This window comes from Streptomyces sp. NPDC034085 (assembly GCF_055575555.1).
Genome location: NZ_JBVISL010000008.1, coordinates 294,633 through 317,337, shown reverse-complemented (window position 1 = coordinate 317,337; position 22,705 = coordinate 294,633). Strand labels below are relative to the sequence as shown.

Here is a 22,705-nt window from a genome sequence, read left to right as displayed (position 1 = left end):
CGGCCGGGTGCCGTGGCCGACGGGCCGGCGCCCTCACGCGGCGGCCGGCCCCCGGCCGCCCTCGCACAGGAACACGGTGCCGAGGCGGCCGCCCTTCCCGGAACTGATCACTCCCCTGTCGACATCGGGTGTGCCCCGCAGGTACGCACCGCCGTAGCCCCGGCCGGCCAGGAAGACGCCCCACGTGAGCACCGTGGGCTCGGCCGGGCCGCCGCCCGGGGCGGGGAAGTCCTCCGCCACCGGACGGACCCGGCGTTGGAGGATGAACGGGCCGTCCACGGCGGCGCGGACGCCGGCGGCCCACTCGTCGGCGGATGCCTCCCAACCCGCCAGCACGTCCAGGCCGCTGTGCGAGCTGCTCGCCTTGAGCACCAGGTCGCTCCGGTTCGCCAGCGCGTAGCGGAGCAGGTCCACACGCTCCCCGGCGAGCTCGACCCGCTCGTCCCGGACCAGCCGGGTCCACGGGAGCAGACCGTCGATGACGTCGAGCTCGGCCCGGTCGAACAGGGACCGGTTGCGCTCGTCGCTGAGCAGGGCCAAGGCGGCCTTGCTGCCGTAGACCTCGTTCTCGAGCGGAGTGAACAGGCCGACCAGCCCCCGCTCGGCGGCCCGGTCGAGGGGCGCGAGCAGGGCCGCGTCCCCGGCGGTGACGACGTCGTTGATGACGAACCAGCGGTGCACGACGTCGACCCGGCGCCCGAAGACGTGGACCCCGTCCGCGCGGTACTCCAGCTGTCCCAGGTGGCAGGGCACCGCATCGATGCCGTGTGAGGCGAGCAGACCGGCCATGCGGTGCAGGTGCGGTTCGAGCGCGGCGTAGTTGTCAGGCCATTCGAGCAGCGCGACGACCGGGTTCGCGGAGAGGTCGACGGCGGGGAAGGACTCCCGCCAGAGGTCCGTCAGGACCTCGATCCCGTCGGTGAACCCGAGGCCGTGCTCCCGCGCGAAGGAGGCGACGTAGGGGTCCTGGAGCAGGGCGTGATTGAGCAGGACGATGTCCCAGCCGCCCAGTGGGCTGCCGCCGTTGAGTTCGAGCAGGCGGAAGCCGTCCTCCTCGCGGTACAGGTCGGCCCGGGCGCACCGGGGAAGCTCGCGCGCCCTGCCGTCGGCCCGGAGCGCGGCACCGATCTGCTCCGGCGGCCAGCCGAGGGCGGCGGTGAAGGAGCGCAGGTCTCCCCCGTACAGCCGCTCGGGCAGCGACAGGAGGAGGTCGTACAGCCGGCTGAGCCGGGTCCCCACGTCACGGCTCTCGCCGCGGTCGAAGAAGACGGGGCGGGTCAGGAAGGCACTCCCGTAGATGTCTCCGGCCAGGGCGGAGTCCGCGCAGGACCGTTCCGGTGCGCACCCGTCCGGCAGCCCCGTCAGGTAGTCCCGGGTCAGCCGGGCCGCGGTGGACATCACTCGACCTCGATGACGACGTCCGCGAGGACCTCTGCCGCGGCCGCGTTCACCTCGGCGGCGGTCCCGGCGTGCAGGATCACGTAGCCGACCCGCGAGTCGTTGTCCCCCGGGGCGCGCACCCGGCCGCCCGGCTGGACCGTGAGCCTGCTCTCGGCCACCGCGCCCGACTCGCCGATCCCGCTGACCGAGCGAAGGGTTCCCCCGCGCGGCGGGGTCAGGAACCGGATGCCCGCCGCGGTGTCGGCGGTGGGAGCGAGGGACGGCTCCAGGCCGAGCGCGACCTGGACGTAGATCCTCGCTTCGTCGATGCCCCGGGCCTGCCGCATCAGGGCGACCACGTGGTCACCGGGCAGCCGGGCGCCGAGCTCGATGATCCGGGTGGTGCCGTCCGGGAGCAGCTTGAGCTCGGTGTGGGCGACGCCGTTGGTGATGCCGAGGGCGTGAGCGGCCGCCACCGCGGCCCGCTGCACGGTCCGTACCGACGCCTCGTCCAGCTCCGCGGGGACCGTGTGCCCGAACTCGGCCCGCTTGGCCCCTTCCGTGGTGAACTTGTCGTACGGGAACAGCGGGGTCGCCACGCCGCGGGCCACCACGGTCTCGATGCTGAACTCGACGCCGCCGACGTACTCCTGGATGACCACGTGTGCGTCCAGCGGGACACCGTGCGGCATCTGGAACAGGTGGGCCTGCGCCGCGGTGAAGGCCGCCGCCAGCTCCTCCTCGCCGCGGACGACCGAGACGCCCCAGGAGCCGGACTGCTCGGCGGGCTTCACGACGATCGGGTACGTCAGGCCTGCCGTCCTGACCAGGTCGTACGCCTCCTCGACCGTCCGCGCGGCCACGGTCAGCGGGGCGGGAACGCCCTGCTCGGCGAAGGCGCGCGCCATGATGCGCTTGTTGCGACAGCTGAGGGCCCGCGAGGGGTCGTTGCCGGGAAGCCCCAGATCGGCGGCGAGCCGCGCGACCAGCGGGGTCAGGAACTCCCAGCAGGCCACCACACCGTTGACGCCCTCGGCCCTGGCGAGCTCCCTGAGCTGCCGCAGTGCGCCTTCGCCGTCGGAGAAGTCCGTGAAGACGAGTTTCCCGTCCTTCCGGATCTTTTCCTTGAGCGCGGGGGAGTACCACTTCTCGTAGACGTCTTCGTGGGTGACGACGATGACTTCGGCGCCCAGGTCCAGAGCGGCGTCGAAGACGTATTCGCCGGTGTTCCCCATCGCTTCGATCAATAGCAGCTTGGGCATATGTGGTGGTCTCCCAGGGGAGTTGATGACGTGATGGACGTGCGGCCGCGGCCGAGGTCATGCCAGTAGACGGCCGCCGCGAGAAGCACGACAGGGACAGAACAGATGACGATCTCCCCGTGCCGTCCTGTGGAATTCGTCGACTCCTCCGAATTTGCCCGGACTCTGAGATTGCCTGTTGTGCGAAGCCTCGGCCGGACAACGCCCGGTTAGGTTCGTCGAAACGAATCAACCGCAAGGGCTGCCGAGTTGGGACGAAAGCGCGAACACCTCACCCACCGCACAGGAGGAATCCGGCCGTGAACGTCACCTTCATCCACGACATCATGGACGTCCGCGCAACGGAGTGGGACGCCCTCGCGGCGGAGGCCGGCTTCTACCTCTCCCACCAGTGGCTCGCCGCCCAGCAGCACGACCCCACCGCATCGGTCGGCTACGCCCTGGTCCACGACGACGGTGCTCTGATCGCCGCGGCACCGCTGTACGTGGTCGACACCGAACCCAACGACCTGTACCGCGTCCACGAGGTCGTCCCGGGTCGCACCCCGGCCAGAACCCTGCTGGCGGGAGCCCGCCGCGGCTACCTCAACGCACCGCTCCTCCACTCCGGCCTCACCCCCGAGCGGCGGCGCGAGGCGCTGGGCCGGCTCGTGACGGCCGCCGCAACCCTCGCAGCCACCCGGGAGGCGGAGCCGTGGTGGCTCTACGTCACCGACGCGGCGGCTGCCGAGCTCGCCGAGGCCTGCGGTACCGAGCCCGTCCAGTTGAACCAGGACGCGCGCATCCCACTGCCCGGCAGTACGTTCGACGATTACGTCGCGGGGCTGCCCCACAAGCGGCGCAGTGCCGTCCGCCGGGAACGCCGGGCCTTCACCGAAGCCGGCTACGAGCTCCGCACCCTGCGGCTCTCCGAGTGCGCCGACGACGCCGGCGCACTGGCCGCCCGGCTCCAGGAGCGCCACGGCCACCCGGCCGACCCGGCCTTCATGGCCCGGTTGCTGCACGACCAGGCCGTCGGCATGGCCGACAGCGGCATCGTCCTCGCGGCGTACGCCGAAGGACGCATGGTCGCCTTCAGCCTCTTCTACTGCCACATGGGGACCGTCTGGCTCCGCTCCACCGGATACGACTACGCACGGCTGCGGGGTGCGCACGAGTACTTCAACCTCGCCTACTACCTCCCCATCGAGTACGCCTACGCCCACGGCGCCACCTCCCTCCACCTCGGCATGGAGTCCCTGCACGCCAAGGCCCTCCGGGGTGCGGTCGCTTCACCCCTGTGGGCGATAGGAGGGCCTGCGGCCCCCGCAGGAGCCACTTGCGGGGAGCCTGCCCGCGGGGCCTGCACGCCGGCCCTCTGAGCCCGGAAACGCACGGCCCGGCGCTCCCCCCGATCACGCCGTGCGGACTCTTTGGGCGAAGGGTGCCGTGCGGACCAGGACGACGGCCGCGAGGACGGCGGCCAGGCCCGAGGCGCAGGTCAGGGTGAAGGCCGTCTGGTGACCGGAGCGTTCGGCGAGCTGGCCGGCGACGAGCGCCGAGATCCCCTGCCCGACGATCAGTCCGCTGCCCAGGAGCGACATGGCCTCGCCCATGCGGGTCTGGGGTGCGACACGCTCGGCCAGGCCGAAGACGGCGATGAGGTGAGGGGCCACGGCCGCCCCGATGCCGGCGACGGCCGCCGCCGCGCCGAGGAAGCCGTCCACGGCCAGCAGGGGGAGCAGCAGCAGCGCCTGGGCGGCGATCGCGATGCGCAGCCTGACGGTCAGGTCCCGCTTTCCGGGGCGGAGGGTGACCGCGATCCCGGCCAGGGCGCTGGTGACCGCCATCGCGCCCCAGACGAAGCCGGCCATTCCGGGATCTCCGAGCTGCTGGGCCAGGGCGCTGACCCCGGCGTTGGCGCTGCCCCAGATCATCCCCTGGAGCAGCGCCATGACCAGGAGCACCACGAGGGGAGGGGTCAGCAGGCGTTCGGTGGTGCCCGTGCCCGGGCGGGACCGGCTACCGCCGGGCGCCGTCGGATGGACGGCGAACAGCGTGCCGAACACGACGATCAGGCTTCCGGCCAGCAGCAGTCCGGCGACCGGGTGGACCAGGGTCACCGCGAGCCCTGCGAGGGCCGGTCCCGCCATGAAGCCGATCTCGTCGATGGTGGTGTCGGCGGACAGGGCCCGGCCGGTGAGATCGGACTTGCCCGCGGTGAGGGCGATCCAGCGGGTGCGCGACAGGGGCCCGATCTGCGGAACGGTCAGCCCCACCAGCAAGGCCAGTACGGCTTCCACGGCGGCCGGGACATCGGCGAGTACGGCTGCGACGAAGGCCGCGATGGCGGCGCCGTTGGCCAGGGAGGCGCTCAGGACGACGACCCGGTGTCCGAGCCGGTCCGCCATCCTGCCGATCGGAGGTCCGCCCAGAGCCTGCCCGGTCCACAGCATCCCGGCGGCGAGGCCCGCGCGGCCGATGCCGTTGAGCTCCGTGAGCATCAGCAGGGTTCCGATGGGGCAGATCGCGGCGGGCAGCCGAGCGAGGAAGGACATGGTGGGCAGGGCGGGCCCCGCTATGGAGACGAACGAGCGAAGGCTGGTGGCAGCGGACAACGGGGATTCCTTGGCGAGGGGGGTGAGTGGGGGAGGGGCGTGGGGGAGCGGCGGGGGATCACGCCAGGCCGGCGGCCGTGCGCAGCGCGTCGACGCGGTCGGTGCGCTCCCAGGTGAAGTCCGGGAGATAGCGGCCGAAGTGGCCGTAGGCGGCGGTCTGGGCGTAGATCGGCCGCAGGAGGTCGAGGTCGCGGATGATGGCGGCGGGGCGGAGGTCGAAGACGGCGGAGACGGCTGCCTGGATGCGCTCGTCGGGGAGGGTGCCGGTGCCGAAGGTCTCGACGAAGAGGCCGACGGGCTCGGCCTTGCCGATGGCGTAGGCGACCTGCACCTCGCAGCGCGCGGCCAGGCCGGCGGCGACGACGTTCTTGGCGACCCAGCGCATGGCGTACGCGGCACTGCGGTCGACCTTGGAGGGGTCCTTGCCGGAGAAGGCGCCGCCGCCGTGGCGGGCCATGCCGCCGTAGGTGTCGATGATGATCTTGCGGCCGGTCAGGCCGGCGTCGCCCATCGGGCCGCCGATCTCGAAGCGGCCGGTCGGGTTGACCAGCAGCCGGTAGCCCTCGGTGTCCAGCTTGATGCCGTCCTGCGCCAGCTGCGCCAGGACGTGCTCGACCACGAACTGCCGGATGTCGGAACCCAGCATGCTCTCCAGGTCGGCGCCGGCGCCCAGGAGGAGTTCCAGTTCGTCGGCGCCGACGTGCTGGGCGGAGACGACCACCGTGTCCAGGCGGACCGCCTTCTCCCCGTCGTACTCGATGGTGACCTGCGTCTTGCCGTCCGGACGCAGGTAGGGGACGGTGCCGTCCTTGCGGACCTCCGTCAGCCGGCGGGAGAGCCGGTGCGCGAGGTGGATCGGCAACGGCATCAGCTCGGGCGTCTCGTCACAGGCGTAGCCGAACATCAGCCCCTGGTCGCCCGCGCCCTGCCGGTCGAGGGCGTCCTCGCCGTCGCCGCCCGACACGTCCACGCCGCGGGCGATGTCGGGGGACTGGGCGCCGATGGACACCGACACGCCGCAGGAGGCGCCGTCGAAGCCCTTCTTCGACGAGTCGTAGCCGATGGCGAGGACCTTCTCGCGCGCGATCCGGGCGATCGGCGCGCACGCCCGCGTCGTCACCTCGCCCGCGATGTGGACCAGGCCGGTGGTCACCAGGGTCTCCACGGCCACCCGCGAGGCCGGGTCCTCGGCGAGGAGCGCGTCGAGGACGGCGTCGCTGATCTGGTCGGCCATCTTGTCGGGGTGCCCCTCGGTCACGGACTCCGAGGTGAACAGGCGCTTGGTCATGTGGGGCTCATCCTTTGCTGGTGGTCCGGTCGTGGACCAGGTCGGCGAGGCGGGCGAGGCCCACGTCGATGCGTTCGGGGGTCAGGACGCTGAAGGACAGCCGGATCTGGTGGGTGCCGCCGGCCCCCGCGTAGAAGTGCCGCATCGGCGTCCACAGGACACCGAACCGGGCCGCGGAGTACTCGAGCACCGCGTCGTCGGCCTCGAAGGGCAGGGTGACCACCGCGAACATGCCGCCGCCCGGCACGTTCCAGCTGACCTGCGTCCCGGGGCCCGGGAAATGCCGCCGCAGTCCGTCCAGGACGGCCCGGAGGTTGCGGGCGTAGACCTCGCTCTCGCGCCGCGTCGCGGCGGCCATGCTGCCCCCGTTCTCCAGGAGCTTGCCGCCGATGACGGCCTGCGAGACCGTCGAGGTGTTCAGCGTCAGCATGCTCTTGAGCTTCGCGAGCTGGTCCGCGAGCAGCCCTCCCTCCGCCGCCCCGGCCCCCTCGACCGGCTGGTCCGCGACGACGTATCCGACGCGCGCGCCGGGGAACGCCGTCTTGGCGAAGGAGCCGACGTAGACGACGTTGCGGTGCCGGTCGAGGGACTTGAGGGTGGGCCGGCGCTGCGCACCCGCGTTGAAGAGGGAGTACGGATTGTCCTCGATGACGAGGACGCCTTCCGAGGCGGCGGCTTCGAGCAGCCGCTCACGGTCGGCCAGGTTCATGCTCAGACCACTGGGATTGGCGAAGTCCGGCACGACGTAGCAGGCGCGCGGGCGCAGCCCTGCCGTACGGCAGGCGCGTACCCGGTCGACGAAGTCGTCGACGTCGATGCCTCCCGTGCCCTCCTTCACCGGGTGTACCGGCATGTCCATGAGCCGGGCCGCACCCAGGAATCCGACGTAGGTGGGGGCGGGGGCCAGGACGACGTCCCGTTCGTCGGTGCGCAGGGCGCGCAGCAGCAGGACCATCGCCTCCTGGCAGCCGGTGGTGACCACGATCGCGTCCGGGTCGGCCGTGATGCCCTCGTCCACGGCGAGGTTCTGGACGAGCAGGTCGGTCAGGATCCCCTTGGTGTGTCCGTACTGGAAGAGGGTGGTGCGCACCTGGGCCGGGGTCTGCCCGAGGTCCTGCGCCAGGTGGCGGGTGAACCGGGTGATGTGGGAGTGCAGCTGGCCGGGATCGTAGAAGTCCTCGTACGGACGGCCCGCGGCGAACGAGATCGCCTCGGGGTAGCGCCCGGTGATCTCGTTGAGCAGGGTCATCGAGCCGAGCACCGGGTCGGAGAGGGAGCCGTGCAGTGCGTCCAGGCGCAGCGGGTCGCTCGGCGCTTGTGGGTACGGCCGCATTTCGGGCAGGGCGGTGGCCGTCATGAGGCGGCCTCGTCCGCGGGGAGCTGGACGGGCGGGGCGGTCGGGCCGGCATCGGCCGGGGGCCCGGTCTGCGGGCCGGCCCGGTCCAGGCCGAGCACCAGGGGCACGGCGATCACGTTCAGTCCTCCCAGAACGATCCAGGGCCAGGCGGGCCCCTGGGTGAGAAGAGCGGTGAGCAGGACGGGAGCCAGGGCGTTGCCCAGGGTCCAGGAGAGCTGGAAGGCGGCCAGGTAGCGTCCGCGGATGTGCTCGGGGGCCAGGGAGACGCTCAGTTCCCCGCTGGGCGGCAGGCTGAGCATCTCGGCGGCGGTGAAGACGACCATCCCCGCCACCAGGCCTGCCGCCACCGCCCATCCGGGCACGGCGAGCAGGAGGCCGAAGACCGCGAACGCGAGGGCGTTGACCACGGCGGCGAGCGCCAGGACCCTGGCGGGCCGGTGGCGTTCGGTCCAGCTCGCGACCAGGGTCTGCGTCCCGGCGACGAGGACCATGTTGCCGACGACGCACACCCCGACGAGCCAGGCTCCGCCGCCCAGCACCTCGGTGGTGTACACGGCCAGCAGGACGGGAACCGCACTGGCGGCGAGGACGAAGGCGAGGTTCGCGAGGGTCAGCCGCAGGTAGCGGCGGTCGCGCAGGACCTGGGCGTAGCCTCCCGGTGGCCGGTCCGCCGCACCCCGCGGGGCCGGGGCCTCGGCCGGCTGCTCGGTGCCGGCCGCCTCGGCCGGCCGCCAGGTGCCGACCAGCCAGGCCGCGACGACGAAGGTCAGCGCGTTGGCCAGGACGAGCGCCCGGACACCGGTGACACTGCCCAGGGCGATCGCCACGGACGCGACGGCCGTGCCGAAGCCGGCGCCCGTGTTGCGCAGTGCTCCGATGAAGCCGAACCACCGGGCGCGGTCGCCCCGGCGGGCCGCCGCGAGCATCACCAGGGCCCGGCTGGACGTCCAGTAGATGCTGGAGCCCGCCTGGGCGACGACTTGGACGAGGACGATCTTCCAGGCGCTGTCGGCGAACAGGAACCCGGCGAAGCCGACCGCGGAGATGAGGTTGGCGACCACCACCACCTTGCGGGGGCCGAGCCGGTCGATGAGGGGGCCCGCGACGACGGGGGAGGGCAGCGCGAGGAGCTGCCCCAGGGAGAGCGCCGCACCGATGCTGCCGAGCGAGAGCGTGGTGGTCGCGCTGAAGTAGACGACGGTGAAGGCGAGGACGAGCCCGTTGCCGAGGCTGTCGAGGACGTTCGCACCGACGAAGCGTCCGTTCCCGGTCAGGTCCGGCATGCCCCAGCGGGCCAACAGGCCCCGGCCCTTCACGGCCGCCCCGTGCCGGTGTGGAAGCAGGTCCCCATCAGGGCCCCGTTCGCCTGGCTGATCACGCCGCCGTCCAGGTCTGCGGTGCCCCGGATGTACGCGCCTCCGTAGCCGTGTCCCACCAGGAAGACGCCCCAGTTCAGGACGAGGGATTCGGTGTCCCGGGTGCCGTCGCCGACGGGGAACTGCTCGGCCACGGGCCGTACCCGCCGCTGGACGATGTACGGGCCCCCCGCGAAGGAGTCCACGATCCGCTCCCACTCCCGCTGGTCCGTGGACCAGCCCGGTACCACGTCCAGGCCGCCGTGCGAGCCCGTCGCCTTGACGACCAGGTCCTCGCGGTGTGCGCGGACGTAGGGCAGGAGGTCGACGACCTCCCCCTGGACGTGGACCTTCTCGTCCCGCAGCGTCCTGCTCCACGGCAGGAAGGAGTCGATGACCTCCAGTTCCCCGTCCGTGAAGGCGTGGCGGTTGCGTTCGTCACTGAGGACGGCGAAGCACCCCTTGCTGCCGTAGACCTCCGGCTCCAGCGGGGTGAAGAGGCCGGTCTTCCCGTCCCGCGCCGCCTCGTGGATCGGCCTCAGGAGCTCGGCGTCCCGCGGGGTGACCACGTCGTCGATGACGTAGAAGCGGTGGACGGCGTCCAGTCTGCGCCCGTGGACGTACAGGCCGTCGTGGCGGGACTCGACCTGGCCCGCGTGGCAGGGGACCGCCTCGATCCCGTAGGGCCTGAGCAGTTCGGCCATCACGCGCAGCCGCGGCTCCAGGAAGGTGAAGCTGGCGGGCCAGTCGACGAGACCGATCACCGGCCCGGTGCCGAGGTCCAGGCCGGGGAGCGCTTCCCCGAGCACCTTGGTCAGCATCCAGGTGGTGTCCGTCGTGTCGACGCCGTGCTCCTGGGCGAAGGAGGACACGTACGGGTCGGCGAGCAGCACGTCGTCGATCAGCGGGGTGTCGAAGCCGCCCAGGGGACTGCCCACGTTGAGTTCGAGGATCCGGAAGCGTCCGCTCTCCTCCTGGTACAGGTCGGAACGGGCGAACCGCGGCACCTCGCGCGGGATGCCGTCCTCGCCGAGCGCCGTCGCGATCTGGAGCGGTGACCAGCCCACGGCGCGGGCGAAGGCCCGTACGTCCCCGCCGTGGAGCCGGTGCGGCAGCGAGAGGAGCAGGTCGAAGAGGTCGCTGAGGCGGCTTCCCACGTCCTGGACCTGGTCGGCCTCCAGGAACACGGGGCGGCTGAGGAACCGCTCGCCCAGTGCCGTGCGCAGGAGTTCGGATTCCGTGCAGGCCCGGGCCAGTGCGGTGCCCGGGCGGGAGCCCGCGAGGTACGCGAGCGTCAGGGCGTTGGTCATCGGCCGGTCTCCGTCTCGACGGGCACGGTGACGGCAGCGGCCCGGTGGTCCTCCGGCCCGGTTCCGGGCCGCGGGTACGGTCCGGTGCCGTCCGCGGCTGCCGGCCGCAGGGCCCCGCTCATGCGGCCACCGGGCCCCGCTCGGCGCCGGCCGGGGCGGCGGACGCCGCGGCCGGCGCGGGGAAGACGTCGACGAGCAGCATGTCCCGGACGGCGAAGGGGTGGTCGGGGCCGGGTTCGATGGCCGACACACCGTGGAACACCCGCCGGTCGTCGATGATGACCGTCTCGAACGGCTCCGTCAGCAGGGTGCTGAAGATCGCCTCCCGGTTGCGGTCGTAGAGCTGGGAGCGGCCGCCCTCGACGTTGTCGCGGCGGATGAGCACCTGGGCGACGAAATGGTGTCCGTCCTCGTGGATGCCTTCCGGCGCCGGCTGTCCGGCCGCGCCCCTGGTGGCGGTGATGCGTATCTGGTGGATGCCGATGGCGGCCCGCGTGGCGTCGCAGGTGCCGGGGAGGCGCGCCACCAGGGCCCGGACCAGGGTCGCCAGCAGGGGGGAGTCCGCGATCTCGTCCTCGATCGGCTCGAACTCCCGGGCGACGCCGCCGTGCAGGGGGTTCACGTCGACGGACTGGTGGAAGGCGCCGTGGGGGGCCCGCTCCAGCCCCGTGGCCGTCAGCCGGAACTCGCTGTAGCGGCGGCGGCGGTAGTCGGCACCGTCGTGGAGGTAGGCGTCGACCGGCATGCCGTTCCAGGACTCACGCAGCAGCTTCACCTCGGCCTCGGTGTGTCCGGCGAGGGAGCCGAGCAGTTCCGCTGCGGTGATGTGGACGTACGGCTGGGACATGGTGCGGGTGACCTTTCACTTCTGAGGGAACGAGATCGTGGCGGAGCGTCAGCGGACGGCCTGTGCCTCCGGGCGGGTCAGCAACTGCTTCAGCTGTACGGCCATGTCCGCGGAGAGCACGCCGTGCTCGGCGTCCAGGGCGGTGATGGCCTCCAGGAACGCGGCCTCGGTGCCGAATTCGCAGGTGGCGATCAGCAGCCCGCCGTACTCCTTGCCGTCGACCACCAGGGTCGGCGTCACCTGGACCACGTCGAGCAGCTTCCCGGCAGCCTCGGTGAAGGCGTCGGTCACGCCGTTCACCGGGAACTCCAGGGACCAGCGGCGGCGCTCCAGGACGGGCTCGGGCTGGGGCTGCCACCGGCCGAGGAGGATCTCGGTCATGCAGAGGTAGGTGTTGCGCCCGGACGCGGCCACGCCCAGGGCGGTGGCCCCGGAGACCCGGGGGTTGATCTCCAGCACGTGGTACGTGCCACCGCTGTAGATGATGTCGAGGTTGATCACGCCGGTGATCCGCAGGCCGGCGCACAGCTTCTTGAGCTTCTCCGCCACCGGCAGGAACGCCTCGTCGTCGGCGGCGCGCGGGGCGGAGGACCGCAGCTCCCAGAAGGCGAAGGTCGGCTCGCCGCCGGTCGGGCCGGTGAAGCACAGCGGCTGGACGGCGTACTCCCCGTCGGAGCCGACGAGCTCGACGGTGCACAGCTCGCCGGTGATGCACTCCTCCAGGACGAAGTTGCCCTCGTCGGGGGTGGCGAGGTACGCCTCCAGCTCCTCCCGGTCGCGGATGAAGCGCATGCCGTTGCCGGAGCTGCCCCACACGGCCTTGCTCAGCAGCGGGTAGCCGATCTCCTCGGCCTTCCAGCGGATGATGTCCGCGTAGACGGGGACGTCCGCGCCGCCGTTCTTGAGCAGGGTGCCGTCGACGAGCATGCCGCGGGGGGTCTCCAGGCCGTAGTCGGCCAGGATCTTCTTCGTCTCCCACTTGTCGGCGAGCAGGCGGCTGGGCTCCAGGCCGTTGGTGACGACGGGGATGCCGTGCGCGGCCAGCTTCTCCTTGACGACCGCGTCCCGCAGGCCCGCCTCGTCGGGGAAGGACAGGGAGACCACGCCGTCGGCTCCCCACGTCAGGATCCGCTCGGCGATGAGGTCGGGCCGGGCGTCCTCGGGCAGCTTCTCCCAGGTTCCGCCGGGGAAGTCGCCGGGGCCGCACTCGCCGTCGGTGAAGAAGATGCGGGCCTCGATGCCCTGGGCGGTGACGGTGCGCGCCAGGTCCGGGATGTACGGTCCGGCCCGCGAGATCGGGATGGACCGGATGTAGGCGATGCGCTTGATGTCCGACTCTGTCACGGTGGTCACTCCACTTCGATCGTGAGTTTGGCGATGGCGGCGTCCGCCGCGGTGTTGACCTTCTCGGGGGTCGCCGCCGTGAGCATCACGTAGCCGACCCGGCCGTCGTTGTCGCCCGGGCCGCGGACCTCGTCGTCGGGCTCGGGGTAGACCGCGATGCGGTGGACCTGCGGGGAACGGACGACTCCGTCGATGCTGCGGAAGCGGCCCGCCCGGGGCGGGACGAAGAACCGTATGGCCGCGGCCCGTTCGGCGCGCGGCGTGAGGTCGGGCTCGATGCCCAGGGCCACCTGGATGAAGGCGCGGGCCTCGTCGATGCCGCGGGCGAGGCGGATCAGCTCGGGCACCCGGTCGCCGGGCAGCCGCGCCCCCACCTCGATGATCTTTGCGCCGCCCCCGGGCAGCAGTTTCAGCTCGGTGTGGGCGACGCCGTTGGTGATGCCCAGCGCGCGGACCGCCGCGACCGTGGTCTCGAACAGGGTCGCGGTGTCGTCCTCGCCGAGGGCGGCCGGCACGGTCTGGCCGGTCTCGGCCCGGAACACGCCCTCGGTGGTGAACTTCTGCACCACGGTGAGCGGCGAGACCCGCCCCTCGAAGACGACGCTCTCGACGCTGTACTCGACGCCGTCGACGTACTCCTGGACGAGCACGGTGGTGTCGAGGGGGAAGCCGTGCGGAGACTCGTACGGCCAGGCCTGGGCCGCGGCGAACGCGTCGGCCAGCTCGTCCTCGCCCTGGATCACCGACACGCCCCACGAGCCGGCCTGTTCGGCCGGCTTGACGACCACGGGGTAGCGCAGACCGCCGGCCGCCAGCCGGGCGGCGGCCTGCCCGTGGTCCTGCGCGAGGATCGTGACGGGGGCCGGGACCCCGTGCTCCTCGAACAGCCCGGCCATGATCCGCTTGTTGCGGCAGCCGTCCGCCCGCTCAGGGTCGTTGCCGGGCAGTCCGAGCCGGGCGGCGAGCCGGGCCGCCGTGGGGGTGAGGAACTCCCAGCAGCCCACCACCGCGTCCACGCCTTCGGTCCTGGCGTACTCGGTGAGGTCGTCCAGGGCCTTGGCGGGATCGGAGAAGTCGGTGAAGACCACCTCGGGGATCTTCTCCCTGACGGCCGGCGCGTAGGAGTCGTAGATCTCCGGGTGGGTGGCGACCACCATCCGCACGCCGAGGTCGCGGCCCGCGTCGAGCAGGTCCTCGGCGGACCCCATGGCTTCGATCAGCAGAACCCTCTTCATGTCCGTACTCCTGTGGATCGTGCGCCGAGAGCGATGTCGTGCGGGCGCAGGGGGACGCGGGTCAGCGCGAGGCCGGTGGCGTCGCGGACGGCGGCGACGATGGCGGGGGTCGCCGAGAGGGTCGGTGCCTCTCCCGCCCCGCGTACGCCGTAGGGCGCGTGCGGGTCCGGGTGCTCCACGATGGTGAGGTTCATCCGCGGGACGTCGAGGGCCGTCGGGATCAGGTAGTCCGTGAACGAGGCGTTCTGGACCTTGCCGCCCTCGACCACGAGCTCCTCCATCAGGGCGAGCCCGAGTCCCTGCGCGGAACCGCCGTGGATCTGGCCCTCCAGGCCGCCGCGGTTGATGGTGCGGCCGACGTCCTGCACGGCGTCCAGCGCGACCACCCGCACCAGCCCCAGCTCCACGTCGACGTCGACCACGGCGCGGTGGACGCACATGATGAGCTGGACGTGGGAGTCGCCGAGACCGGTCAGCGGGTCGACGGCGCTGGTCGCCCGGTGGTGGTACTCGCGGGTGACGTCGACGGTGTCCGTGCCCAGTACGTCCAGGACGTCGGCGAGGACCCCGTCCCGGCGCGAGACGAGTTTGCCCCCGCTGACGCAGAGGTCGCCGGCCGGCCGCTCCGACAGCGCCAGGCGTCGGGCGGCGAGCTGGAAGAGCTCCTCCCGCGCCGCCTCGCAGGCGGTCCTCACGGCGCCGCCGGTCATGTAGGTCTGCCGGGAGGCCGAGCTCCCGCCGGAGTCGCCGATCGAGGTGTCCGGGGGGAGCAGCACCACGCGCTCGAAGCCGAGTTCGGTGCGGGCGATCTGGGCCTCCACGGTGACCAGGCCCTGGCCGACCTCCGCGGCGGCCGTGTGGAGGTATGCGGTGGGCTCGCCGTCGGCCACGGCGAGGACGACCCGGGCGGTGGAGTAGTCGTCGTCGCCTCCGGAGAAGCAGGCGTTCTTCATCCCCGCCCCGTAGCCCACGCCGCGCACCACGCTCTCGGCGCGGGTGCTGCCGGACAGGCCTCCCGGCAGGTCGCGGGGATCGGTGACCGCGGGGAGGGCCGCCGGGAGCGGGATGGCCTCGATCTCGTCGAGCAGTGAGCGGAACGGCTGTGGGGCGTCCACCGCCTGACCGTTGGCGATCCTGGAACCCGGCCGGATCGCGTTGCGCCGGCGGATCTCCAGCGGTGTCAGGCCGACCCGGGCAGCGAGCCGGTCCATCATGGACTCGTAGGCGAAGCAGCCCTGGACGCCGCCGAAGCCGCGCATCGCCCCGCAGGGGGGATTGTTGGTGAACACGCCGTACACGTCGACCGAGACGTGCGGGAACTCGTACGGTCCGAGACAGAGGGAGGAGCCGATGCCCACCACGCCGGGTGTCGCGGAGGTGTAGGCGCCGCCGTCGAAGACGATCCTGACGTCCCCGTACACGAGCCGGCCGTCCTGGGTGGCGCCGTACTCGTACCGCATCCTGGCGGGGTGGCGGTGGACGTGTCCCAGGAAGGACTCGTCGCGGCTGTAGGACATCTTCACCGGCAGACCGGTGGCCAGGGCCAGCAGCGCCATGTGGATCTGCACGGAGATGTCCTCGCGGCCGCCGAACGCCCCGCCGACGCCCGAGAGGGTCAGCCTGACCCGCTCTTCGGGCAGGCCCAGCACGGGGACGATCTGGCGCTTGTCGTGGTGCATCCACTGCGTCGACACGTACAGGTCGAGGCCGCCGTCCCCGTCGGGAACGGCCATCCCCGACTCCGGTCCCAGGAACGCCTGGTCCTGCATGCCGATCTCGAACTCGGCCCGCTCGACCACGAGATCGGCGCGGCGCCGGGCGGCCTCCACGTCACCGGACCGTATCGGCTGGTGGCGTACGAGGTTTCCCTGCGGGTGCACGGCCGGCTGGTCGGGATCGAAGGCCGCCAGAGCGGGATCCGTGAGCGGCTCGCGCACCTCGAAGTCCACCCGGATCAGGGCCAGCGCCCGCCGGGCGGTCTCGGGGTGGTCGGCCGCCACCAGCGCGATGGGCTCGCCCTGGTAGCGGACCTCGTCCACGGCGAGAACGGGCTGGTCGCGGCGTTCGAGGCCGTACAGCTTCCGGCCCGGCAGGTCTTCGTGGGTGAGGACCGCGGCGACGCCGGGCAGGGCGCGGGCCCTGCTGGTGTCCAGAGAGCGGATGCGCGCACTGGGGTGCGGGCTGCGCAGCGTCGCGCCCCACAGCATGTCCTCGGCGCGCAGGTCCGATGCGTACGCGAACGAGCCCTGGACCTTCTGTGCGCCGTCCGGGCGCGGGGGTGTGCCACCGATACCGATGGCCTGGCGCAGGTCGACCGCCTCAGGGGCGCCCGATGGAGTGGTACTCAAGGAAAACCTATCCACGAAGTTGGCCGGCTCGAGCGAGCGCAGGGCCGAGTCGGCCAGGGGCGCGCCAAGGGTGCCTCGGAGCCTTCGAGGCCAGAGCTGGTGTTGGGGGGCGATCTGCCGGACGCTGCCGGTCCGCTACCGCATGGTGATCGGCTGGGTGTGGCGGAGGCGTGGATGCGGCGCGCCCCGTCGAGGAGTTGGCCCCGTCGAGGGGTCCGCCGTCGACGACGCCGGACGCGGCGTCCGGCACGTGGTCGCCGCCGACCGGGCGAGCGGCGATGGAGAGGTGGCGCGCGGGCCGGTCCGCCGCCACGCGGGCCGTGACGTCGTCCGCTGTGGTGCGCGGGACTCCGGCGCCCGGAGGACGTCTGCCTCGACGGGCGTCCCGGTGCTGGCGGACCCGGCCGCTTCCGGGCGGGTGGACTGTACCTTCGCGAAGGAGACGGCCGTCGCGTCGGCACCCGTGACGGCCGGTGGCGGCTTCTCTTGTCCGTCGCGGGACTGACGTCGCGTCAATTCCCCGCGGGACAGCGTTAACCGGAACTCATGCCTCATCTGAACCCCCGTTCTGGTGCATGAGTGGGTGACGCTAATAGAGGACCGCTGGAGGAATCCGTAACCCAGCCGAAACATCTCACCCACCAAGACGGTCTTGGACGATCACCCAGGTGCGTGTCGGAAACCACCCTCCGGCTTTGGAGGATACGGTCCTGTCGCTCGGCGTGGAATTACCCATCTACTTATTGGAGCGTCTGCCCGGCCTTGTTTCTGCGCTCTGAGTGAGCGAACGGCCAGGAGTTCTCGGCGGATCGCGTCGCAGCGGGGGAGCTGTACATACCAGGGGGGCAATGCACCCTCCGTTTCCTTTCATCCGGACTCGCCCTCCGGCCCCCGTCGCACCGCCTCGTAGCGGCATTCGTCGGCCCATCGGCCCGGCGGCCCCATGGGGTTGTCCACTGCTGCCCAGGTCCCGCAAACGGATTGAGGGAAATCACCATGAGTGAAATTCGCGACGAGCTCGCCCACCACATCAAGCAAGGAGTTATTCCGCCTTTCAACTACGCCTACCCCTCGCGTAGTGCCTACCGTCCTCTCAACGGCTCCTGGAACATCAAAGACATATGGGATGAAGACCTGAAACGCCACGGCGTTCCGGAACTCAACCTCTACCTGCACGTTCCGTTCTGCCGCTACAAGTGCGGCTTCTGCAACCTGTACACCGTCATCTCCGAGGACATGGACGTCTACGACGCGTACATGGACGCGCTGTGCACCCAGATCCGGGACCACGCGGAGATCATCCAGGCCCGCCGGCTGCGCACCATCTACATCGGCGGCGGAACGCCCAGCCTGCTGAGCCCGCGTCACTTCGAGCAGCTCTTCGCGACCTTCGACGAGGTCTACCCGAACTGGCGCAGCACGGTCGAGGAGGTGGCCATCGAAGCCACGCCGGACTCCATCGTGAAGGAGCCCGGCACGCTCGAGGGGCTGATCGCGATGGGTCTGACCCGCGCGAACATCGGCATCCAGTCGCTGGTGCCGGCCGAGATCCGCGAGGCCGGCCGCGGCCAGGCCAACGAGAAGGTCATCCGCGAGGCCATCGAGATCACCCGCGAGAAGCAGCTGCCCAACCTCAGCACCGACCTGATCATGGGCTTCGCCGGACAGACTCCGCAGAGCTGGCGGCACTCCGTCGACGAGCTCGTGGCGCTGGCCCCCGAGACGATCAGCACGTACTTCCTCACCGTCCGCCCGGACGCGTGGTTCTCCAAGACCGGCGCCTACCAGTACATGTGGAACCCGGACCTCTACGAGCGCTACGACTACGCGAACGCGGCCTTCCGCGAGGCCGGCTACGTGCAGGAGTCGAACGTCCGCTACAAGAAGCTCGGCCGCGGCGGCTACCAGCAGAAGGTGCTCACCTTCCACGGCGTTCCGCTGCTGGGCCTGGGCGCCGGCGCGCGCAGCTACACGAGCTCCGTGGACTACATGGTCGGCAACGTCAAGCCGAGCCTCGGGGAGGTGGCGGACTACATCAAGCAGGCCCGCAACCACGAGCTCACCCCGCAGACGGGCTTCGTCCTCGACGACGAGGAGATCATCCGCAAGCGTCTGGTCCTCGACACCTTCGACCTGGACCTGAACGAGCTGGACCGGTTCGGCTACCGGGAGAAGGCCCACCTCTTCGAGCCCGTCCTGGCCGCCGGCGAGGAGCTGGGCCTGCTGCGCCGGCTGCCCACCGACCGGATCCAGCTGACCGCGGACGGGTTCAAGTACCGCGACGTCCTGTCCTGGATGTTCTTCTCGAAGAACGTCATCGAACTCGACCGCACGTACTACGAGGGGCTGCACCAGCAGAACAAGCGCGCCCAGAAGCACATGGGCGGCGAGCCGATCCGCATCTCCGGTCTCAAGACGGCCGGCGCCTGACGGTCCCTTCCGGAAACACCGGCCCTCTCCACCGCCCCCGGCGCACCCCCTCATTCGCCGTACGGGTGCGCCGGGGCGGTGGCGGCGTGCCCGCTTCGGGCACGCCGACGACTTCTCCCGGCATGACGACGATGGACCAGGTACTCACCATGCGCTTCCTTTCCGATCATCCGATTCCGTACGAACTGACGTACAGCGATCTCTTCATGGTGCCGAGCCATTCGGCCGTGGGGTCCCGCACGTCCGTCGACCTCTCCACCTCCGATGGAACCGGAACGACAATTCCACTGGTCGTGGCCAATATGACGGCCGTGTCCGGCCGCCGAATGGCCGAAACGGTCGCACGCCGTGGCGGAATCTGCGTCATTCCGCAGGACATTCCCAGCGATGTCGTCGCCGAGGTCGTGCTGTGGGTGAAAAGCCGTCACCTCGTCCACGACACGCCGATCGCCCTCACCCCCGATGCCACCGTGGCCGAGGCCTTGTCACTTCTGCCGAAGCGCGCCCACGGAGCCGTCGTCGTGGTCGAGGCGGACCGTCCCGTCGGCATCGTCACCGAGGCCGACCTCCAGGGCGTCGACCGCTTCACCCAGCTCCGCGAGGTGATGTCCCCCGAGCTGCTCACCCTGGCGGAGGACGCGGCACCGCGCCGCGCCTTCGACCTGCTGCACCAGGGCCGGCACCGGCTCGCACCCGTGATCGACGGCCACGGGCGCCTCACCGGCATCCTCACCAGGGCCGGCGCCCTGCGTGCCACGGCCTACCGCCCGGCCGTCGATGACCGGAACCGGCTGCGGATCGCCGCCGCCGTCGGCATCAACGGCGATGTCGCACTGAGGGCGAAGCAGTTGCTCGAAGCGGGGGTCGACGTCCTCGTCGTCGACACCGCCCACGGCCACCAGGACAAGACCCTGGACGCCGTACGTGCGGTGCGTGCCCTCGACCCGCACGTTCCGGTCGTCGCGGGGAACGTGGTGACGGCCGCCGGAGTGCGGGACCTCGTCGCCGCGGGAGCGGACATCGTCAAGGTCGGCGTGGGCCCGGGCGCCATGTGCACCACCCGGATGATGACCGGCGTCGGCCGCCCCCAGTTCTCCGCCGTCCTCGAATGCGCCCGGCAGGCCCGCGACCTCGGCAAGCACGTCTGGGCCGACGGCGGCGTCCGCCATCCTCGTGACATCGCGCTCGCCCTGGCCGCCGGAGCCTCCAACGTGATGATCGGTTCCTGGTTCGCGGGCACGCACGAGTCCCCCGGCGACCTCCACACCGACAGCGACGGCCGCCGGTACAAGGAGAGCTTCGGCATGGCCTCCGCCCGCGCCGTCCGGCACCGTACCGCCGAGGATTCCACCTTCGACCAGGCCCGCAAGGTCCTGTTCGACGAGGGGATCTCCACCGCGCGGATGTACCTCGACCCCCGGCGCCCCGGCGTGGAGGACGTCATCGACGAGATCGTCGCCGGGGTGCGCAGCGCGTGCACCTACGCGGGCGCCGCCACCCTCGACGAGTTCCACGACCGCGCCGTCGTCGGCGTCCAGAGCGCGGCCGGCTATGCGGAGGGCAAGCCCCTGCACACCAGCTGGTGAGCGGGCGCCGCCACCCCCGGAAAACCGACCCGAAGGAAGAATCGTGACTCAGCTCCTCGTGGCAGCCGGCGGCGGCGGTGACGTCATCGGCACGACCCTGGTGCACGGCGCCATCAGCGGCGACGAGCCCGCCGTGGTCCTCAGCTACTCCTGGGAGCGGCTGGTGGTCGACCCGATCCCCGGGCCGCGCAGCGGCTGGGACTTCACCGGACTGCGGCCCCTGACCCCGCACGTCTCGCAGATCACCGCGGACAGCGCCCCCATCGCTCCTGCCGGCTCCACCCTGCCGCGGCTGGCCGGAGACCTTCCGATCACCCTGGGCCTGCTCGACCCGTACGACGGCGTACGGGGCCTGGCGCGCCAGATCGCCGAGGCGGCGGAGCGGTACGCCGTGGACGAGGTCAAGGTGGTGGACGTCGGCGGCGACGTCTTCGCCCGGGGCGACGAGCCGACCCTGCTCAGCCCGCTCCCGGACGCCATGGTCATGGCGGCGTGCGCCACGGCCGGCGTGAACGCGGTGCTGTACCTCGCCGGCCCCGGTCTGGACTGCGAGATCCCCGAGCGGGACCTGGCCGCGGATCTGGGGGACGACTCCTTCGCCCTCACCGAGCAGGACACCCGCCGTGTCGACCACGTCTTCGACTGGCACCCCTCGGAGGCGAGCGCCCTGCTGGCCGCGGCCGCACGGGGCCTGCGCGGCGGGTGCGTCGTGCGGGACACCGGGCTGGCGGTGGAACTCTCGGACGTCAGCGCACGGGTCTACCGGATCAGCACCGAGCGGGTCCTCAGCCGCAACCGGCTGGCCCGTGCACTGCACCTCTCGGGCAACGCGGACCTCGCCGGCGCCGAACGCACCAGCCTGGAGGTGTGCGGCTTCTCCGAGCTCCAGCGCGAGCGCGACCGGGCGCTGCTGCACGGGGCCGGCTCGCCCGACGGCTCGGTCGAGCACGCGGTGCGGGGTGTCGACTCCTGGCTCGAACGCCTCCGGGAGGAGCACCGCGATGCGCAGTACGTCACGTTCCGCGCCGCTGCCGAAGGCCTCGGGCTGACGGGCTCCGCCGCCCAACGGCTGCGTACCCGCCTGATCCGGGAACGCCCCCAGCAGTACGCGCCACCACTGCTGGCTCTGACGCCCTGAGCGCGGCGCGATGGCGTACCGGTGCGCCGCCGCAACGGCGTCACGACGGCGACCATCGGGCTCGTCACGCCCGGAAGGACACGCAGGTCAGCCGCCACTCCGGCCCGCCGCGCCCGATACGGCGGCAGGGCCGCCCTGCGGCGGAGGTACGTCAGCTCTGTGCGGTGTCGTCGCCCGCCTGTCCGGAGTCCTCGGCTGCGCGTGCCTTCTCGCGCATCTTGCGCACCAGCTCCGCCTTCCGGTCGGCGGCACTCTGGCGGTCGAGGTTGCGGTGCGGACCGTTGTTCTGCCGTTCGGCGCGGGACAGCTTCTTGCGCTGGCCGCCGCCCTGGCCCACGGGGTTGTTGATGTTCTTGCTGTCGGTCACGGGTTCTCCCGGTCTGGTGTGAAGTGATCTACGGATTCATCGGTGGGGGACGGGCGCGGCGACGTCGAAGGACGTCCGCGGGGCCCGTCTCGCTCTCACTCGTGAATCGGCGTCTGGAAGAACATGACAAAGACGTTACCCGCTCCCGTCACCCCCGCCCGCCAGGCCCTTGGCCGCCCCAGCGCCGACCGGTCCTACGGCGAGCGCCCTGCGCGGACTGGGTCAGAGGTCGCGCGTCCGTACGTGCAGGTGACCGGCAAGGGGGTAGGTGGGCGGTGCTGAGGGCAGGACCGTGGTGAGTGCATACCGACTCTTCTGCGCGACGCGGCATGATGCTGTGTTGTCCACTTGATGCAGGAGTTCAAGGCGCGTCAGCCCGTTGCCGGGGAAGGCGGTAAAAGCCCACTTCGTCAGTGCCTGTAGCGCGCGGGGTGCCACTCCCCGGCCGCGCGCATGCGCTGCGGTCCAGTACCCGACCTCGGCGGACGAAGTGCCCGGCAGGACGTTTTTGAGGACTATGTTCCCCGTCAACGTGCCGTCGGTGCCCGCAGTGTGCGATTCGACGACGGCGAATGCGAAGCGGTCTCCCGTATCCCATCCCCGTTGTTGTTCGTGAATCCAATGAGCCGCGCTCGCCTCGTCGTTCACTGGTGAGCTCGTCCACCGGCGCAGGGCGTCATCCCGATACAGTTCAATCAGGTCGGCAGCGTCCGACGGGTCCCAGGGACGCAATAGGAGAGCAGGGGCCGACGGTGTGGCGTCTGCCTCGAGCAGTGCAACGATCTTCTCCATGGGCCGAGAACATGTGGCCGCAGCAGCTTTCAGCGCCGCGTGCGACTGTGGGGCGGGGCTGTGTGGTTG

17 protein-coding genes are annotated in these 22,705 nt (G+C 71.4%); 4 read left to right on the top strand and 13 right to left on the bottom strand.

The features are described from left to right. Positions 1-33 precede the first annotated feature (33 nt). Entirely contained in the window at positions 34-1,398 is a 1,365-nt protein-coding gene (locus ACZ501_RS26340; RefSeq protein ID WP_361608821.1) for a hypothetical protein, read from the bottom strand. Further along, positions 1,398-2,642: an ATP-grasp domain-containing protein gene (locus ACZ501_RS26335; RefSeq protein ID WP_468798616.1), complete on the bottom strand. Its 1,245-nt coding sequence runs from the start codon at positions 2,640-2,642 to the stop codon at positions 1,398-1,400. Before ACZ501_RS26335 ends, ACZ501_RS26340 begins: the two co-directional genes overlap by 1 nt. A gap of 299 nt (positions 2,643-2,941) precedes the next feature. Here ACZ501_RS26335 and ACZ501_RS26330 point away from each other — a divergent pair, with 299 nt between their 5' ends. Beyond that, positions 2,942-4,003: a GNAT family N-acetyltransferase gene (locus ACZ501_RS26330; protein WP_361608817.1), complete on the top strand. Its 1,062-nt coding sequence runs from the start codon at positions 2,942-2,944 to the stop codon at positions 4,001-4,003. A gap of 33 nt (positions 4,004-4,036) precedes the next feature. Here ACZ501_RS26330 and ACZ501_RS26325 read toward each other — a convergent pair whose 3' ends face one another. The 9 genes from ACZ501_RS26325 to pucD all read right to left on the bottom strand — a co-directional run bounded on the left by ACZ501_RS26325 (position 4,037) and on the right by pucD (position 16,323). Beyond that, a complete protein-coding gene (locus ACZ501_RS26325; RefSeq protein WP_361608815.1) occupies positions 4,037-5,239 on the bottom strand; it encodes an MFS transporter in 1,203 nt (400 codons plus the stop codon). Between the two features lie 58 nt (positions 5,240-5,297). Continuing rightward, the gene (gene metK, locus ACZ501_RS26320) at positions 5,298-6,527 is read right to left on the bottom strand and encodes a methionine adenosyltransferase (protein WP_468798613.1); all 1,230 of its coding nucleotides are present in this window, start codon (positions 6,525-6,527) and stop codon (positions 5,298-5,300) included. A gap of 7 nt (positions 6,528-6,534) precedes the next feature. Next, entirely contained in the window at positions 6,535-7,884 is a 1,350-nt protein-coding gene (locus ACZ501_RS26315) for an aminotransferase-like domain-containing protein (RefSeq protein ID WP_361608811.1), read from the bottom strand. Further along, complete coding sequence (locus ACZ501_RS26310; protein ID WP_468798610.1) at positions 7,881-9,200, bottom strand: MFS transporter; 1,320 nt, start codon at positions 9,198-9,200, stop codon at positions 7,881-7,883. Before ACZ501_RS26310 ends, ACZ501_RS26315 begins: the two co-directional genes overlap by 4 nt. Beyond that, positions 9,197-10,549, bottom strand: coding sequence for a hypothetical protein (locus ACZ501_RS26305; protein WP_468798607.1), 1,353 nt, complete (start codon positions 10,547-10,549; stop codon positions 9,197-9,199). Before ACZ501_RS26305 ends, ACZ501_RS26310 begins: the two co-directional genes overlap by 4 nt. A 118-nt stretch (positions 10,550-10,667) precedes the next feature. Beyond that, positions 10,668-11,396, bottom strand: coding sequence for a 2OG-Fe dioxygenase family protein (locus ACZ501_RS26300; protein WP_468798604.1), 729 nt, complete (start codon positions 11,394-11,396; stop codon positions 10,668-10,670). A 48-nt stretch (positions 11,397-11,444) separates the two neighbouring features. Further along, on the bottom strand, positions 11,445-12,740 hold the full coding sequence (locus ACZ501_RS26295) for an ATP-grasp domain-containing protein (RefSeq protein WP_468798601.1): 1,296 nt from the start codon (positions 12,738-12,740) through the stop codon (positions 11,445-11,447). 5 nt (positions 12,741-12,745) lie between these two features. Then, the gene (locus ACZ501_RS26290; RefSeq protein ID WP_468798598.1) at positions 12,746-13,975 is read right to left on the bottom strand and encodes an ATP-grasp domain-containing protein; all 1,230 of its coding nucleotides are present in this window, start codon (positions 13,973-13,975) and stop codon (positions 12,746-12,748) included. Continuing rightward, the gene (gene pucD / locus ACZ501_RS26285) at positions 13,972-16,323 is read right to left on the bottom strand and encodes a xanthine dehydrogenase subunit D (RefSeq protein WP_468798595.1); all 2,352 of its coding nucleotides are present in this window, start codon (positions 16,321-16,323) and stop codon (positions 13,972-13,974) included. The genes ACZ501_RS26290 and pucD overlap by 4 nt, the downstream gene beginning before the upstream one ends. 996 nt (positions 16,324-17,319) lie before the next feature. Between pucD and ACZ501_RS26280 the strand changes: the two genes are divergently transcribed. The 3 genes from ACZ501_RS26280 (at position 17,320) to ACZ501_RS26270 (ending at position 21,477) form a co-directional block, all read left to right on the top strand. Further along, positions 17,320-18,753, top strand: a complete 1,434-nt coding sequence (locus ACZ501_RS26280) for a coproporphyrinogen-III oxidase family protein (protein WP_361602059.1) — start codon at positions 17,320-17,322, stop codon at positions 18,751-18,753. Between the two features lie 149 nt (positions 18,754-18,902). Beyond that, positions 18,903-20,339 carry a GuaB1 family IMP dehydrogenase-related protein gene (locus tag ACZ501_RS26275; protein ID WP_468798712.1) on the top strand — a complete coding sequence of 479 codons (1,437 nt, stop codon included), beginning with the start codon at positions 18,903-18,905 and terminating at the stop codon, positions 20,337-20,339. Between the two features lie 43 nt (positions 20,340-20,382). After that, positions 20,383-21,477 (top strand): DUF1152 domain-containing protein, encoded by a 1,095-nt coding sequence (locus ACZ501_RS26270; protein ID WP_468798592.1) that lies wholly within the window; start codon positions 20,383-20,385, stop codon positions 21,475-21,477. Positions 21,478-21,628: 151 nt separating this feature from the next. Here ACZ501_RS26270 and ACZ501_RS26265 read toward each other — a convergent pair whose 3' ends face one another. Together ACZ501_RS26265 and ACZ501_RS26260 are read right to left on the bottom strand one after the other, a co-directional pair. Next, positions 21,629-21,844: a DUF6243 family protein gene (locus tag ACZ501_RS26265; RefSeq protein ID WP_361602065.1), complete on the bottom strand. Its 216-nt coding sequence runs from the start codon at positions 21,842-21,844 to the stop codon at positions 21,629-21,631. Positions 21,845-22,066: 222 nt separating this feature from the next. Continuing rightward, complete coding sequence (locus tag ACZ501_RS26260; RefSeq protein ID WP_468798589.1) at positions 22,067-22,636, bottom strand: GNAT family N-acetyltransferase; 570 nt, start codon at positions 22,634-22,636, stop codon at positions 22,067-22,069. Positions 22,637-22,705: the final 69 nt, after the last annotated feature.